Source organism: Streptomyces sp. OfavH-34-F, from assembly GCF_022347745.1.
Classification (GTDB): domain Bacteria; phylum Actinomycetota; class Actinomycetes; order Streptomycetales; family Streptomycetaceae; genus Streptomyces.
In genome coordinates this window covers 1-2,862 of record NZ_JAKRGC010000509.1, presented here as the reverse complement: position 1 = coordinate 2,862, position 2,862 = coordinate 1, and the positions used below count along the sequence as shown (strand labels likewise).

The 2,862-nt window shown below is 76.3% G+C and carries 4 protein-coding genes; 3 read left to right on the top strand and 1 reads right to left on the bottom strand.

Translation table 11 applies throughout. From position 1 onward, the window contains the following. The coding region (locus MHW47_RS34130) for a TDT family transporter (protein ID WP_239227721.1) at window positions 1–1,122 on the bottom strand (1,122 nt) is incomplete at its 3' end. A gap of 71 nt (window positions 1,123–1,193) precedes the next feature. On the opposite strand from MHW47_RS34130, the gene MHW47_RS34125 reads away from it, so the two are divergent. From MHW47_RS34125 to MHW47_RS34115, 3 genes are all read left to right on the top strand, one after another. Then, window positions 1,194–2,126, top strand: coding sequence for a LysR family transcriptional regulator (locus MHW47_RS34125; protein WP_239227720.1), 933 nt, complete (start codon window positions 1,194–1,196; stop codon window positions 2,124–2,126). A gap of 70 nt (window positions 2,127–2,196) precedes the next feature. Continuing rightward, complete coding sequence (locus MHW47_RS34120) at window positions 2,197–2,682, top strand: GNAT family N-acetyltransferase (protein WP_239227719.1); 486 nt, start codon at window positions 2,197–2,199, stop codon at window positions 2,680–2,682. A gap of 48 nt (window positions 2,683–2,730) precedes the next feature. Then, the coding region (locus tag MHW47_RS34115; protein ID WP_239227722.1) for a DUF2510 domain-containing protein at window positions 2,731–2,862 on the top strand (132 nt) is incomplete at its 3' end.

The window sequence follows — 2,862 nt, the reverse complement described above, 5'->3', positions numbered from 1 at the left end:
GGGCCGCCGCGGCGCCGCGAGCAGCGCCCCGCTGAGCAGCCCGCGCACCGTACGCACCCCGGCCACCGCCCACGCCGACACCAGCAGCACGTACAGCGCGACGGCCAGCCAGGTGAACGCGGTGAGACCAGTGTGCCGGGCCAGTCCCGCCGCGCCCGTCACACAGGTGCCGACCGGGAACGTGAACCCCCACCAGGTCATCGAGAACGTCATGCCGGCGCGCACCGCCCGCACCACCATGGCCGCCGACAGGGCCAGCCACAGCAGCGCGAACCCCATCACCGGCACCCCGTACAGCACCGCGAAGGCGCGCAGCGCCGAGGCGTACTCACCGCCGACCGCGCCCGGCGCCACATCGGCCAGCGCGTTCACCGCGGTCGTCGACTGGCCCAGCGGGCCGAGCACCAGGAACAGCGTCGGCGTCAGCGCGAGCGGCAGCGGACCCCGGTGCACCAGCCGGCCCAGGATCAGCGGCAGCATCGTCAGCGTCACCAGCAGGCTCAGCCCGAACATCGCGTAGCAGCCGAGCAGCAGCGCCTCGCGCCCCTGCCCCGGCGGCAGCTCCGGCACCAGCATCGGCCCGAGCGCGGCCGACACCATCGGCGCCACCACCGGCAGCAGCCACACCGGCGACGCGGTGCCCGGCTCCACCCGGTGGCGCACGATCATGAGGTACGGCACCGCCACGGCCGCCACCAGACCGGTCACCGTGCCCGCCGTGAACAGCACCACGTCCAGCGCCAGCGCCGCCCGGTACCCGATCACGTCCCGGCCCACGACCAGCCCGGAACCGCCGACCGCCAGCAGCGCCATCGAGAGGCAGCCGTAGAACGGGGCGACGGCCGGGTCGGCCAGATGCGTCCGCGCCTGGTCGCGGTGGGCCGCCCAGTGCCCGGCCCGGGCCGCCAGCACCGCGGCCAGCAGCAGCGCCGAGACCACCCACACCGCCGCACAGGCGTCCCGCAGACCGGGAATGCGCGGCGGCAGGGCCACCCCGGCGCTCGCCACGATCGCGGTGCCCATCACGGTCGCGTACCAGTTGGGGCCGAAGTGCCGCAGCGCGGGCCGCCGGACGGCGCCGGAGTAGGGGGAACGGGTACGGGTCCGTGGATAGATGGCCATGCCACGATTGTCCCGGACCGTGGCGGACCCCCACCAGGGAGTACCTGCCTATGAGGTCATAAGGTGAATTTATGACCAGCGACCCGCCCAGCCTCCTCTCCCACCGGGTGCCCGACCTCGGCGCGCTGGAACTGCTCCTCGCCGTCGCCCGGCACGGCAGCCTCGGCCGCGCCGCCCGCGACCTGGGCATCAGCCAGCCCGCCGCCAGCAGCCGGGTCCGCGCGATGGAACGGCAGCTCGGCGTCACCCTCCTCGACCGCTCGCCCCGCGGCTCCCGCCTCACCGGCGCGGGCGCCCTCGTCACCGACTGGGCCCGCCGGATCGTGGAGGCCGCCGAGGCCTTCGACGCGGGCGCCCAGGCCCTGCGCGACCGCCGCGACTCCCGGCTGCGGGTCGTCGCCTCCATGACCATCGCCGAATACCTGCTGCCCGGCTGGCTCATCGCCCTGCGCGCCGCCCGCCCCGGCACCGCCGTCTCGCTGCTCGCCGGGAACTCCGCCGAGGTCGCCCAGCGACTCCTCGGCGCGGACGCGGACCTCGGCTTCGTCGAGGGCCTGACCGTCCCGGAAGGGCTCGACGGCACGGTCATCGCCCACGACCGCCTCGTCGTCGTGGTCGCCCCCGCCCACCCCTGGGCCCGCCGCCGCGCCCCGCTCACCCCGGACGAACTCGCCGCCACCCCCCTCATCCTGCGCGAGCACGGCTCCGGCACCCGGCAGGTCCTGGACGCCGCGCTCGCCCTCCACGGCCCCCTGGCCCCGGCCCTCCTGGAACTGTCCTCGACCACCGCCGTCAAGGGCGCGGCCGAGAGCGGCGCCGGACCCTGCGTCCTGAGCGAACTCGCCCTCGGCGAGGAACTGTCCGCCCGCCGCCTCGTCAAGGTCCCCGTCGCCGGCGTCCGGCTCCGCCGCCAACTGCGCGCCGTCTGGCCCGCCGGGCACCGCCCCACGGGCCCCGCCCGCGACCTGCTCACGCTCACCCGGTCGGGGACGGCCGGCGCCTGAAAAACGGGGCGACGCGCCCGGCGCGGCACGACACCCTGGGGCACAGCACCCCGACCGGAAGGACCGCCCCATGAGCCCCACTCCGCCGCGCCTGCGACGGGCCGGAGCCGACGACGCCGCCGAGGTCACCCGGCTGCGCCTGATCATGCTCGCCTCCATGGACATCGTCCCGGAGCCCGACTGGACCCCGGTGTGCGAGGCGTTCTTCCGCGACCGGCTGGGCGCCGACCCGCACTTCGTCGCCTATGTGGTCGACGCCGGGGACCGGCTGCTGTCCAGCACGGTGGGGCAGTACACCCGGTCCCTGCCCCGGCCCGGCCGGGCCCCGTACGTCGGGCACATCGCCTCCGTCGCCACGGACCCCGCGCACCGGCGCCGGGGGTACGCCCGGCTGACCTTCGGCGCCGTCCACGACCACCTCGTCGAGGCCGGCTGCTCCCGCATCGACCTCACCGCCACCCCTGAGGGCGAGGGCCTCTACCGCTCCCTGGGCTACGGCGACCCCGGCGGCCCCACCCCGCTGACCTGGACGGCCGGGAGCGGAACCCGTGCGTGACCGCCACCGCCCCGCCCGGGGCCGCCGCACCTCTTCTAGAGTGAAGCGATGAGCTACCCGACCCCGCCCGGCTGGTACCCGGACAGCGCCGCGCCCGGCACCGAGCGCTGGTGGGACGGGACGGCCTGGACCGCGCACACCCGCGCACCCGCCGCCGCGCCCGTCCCCGGGTCCTCCACC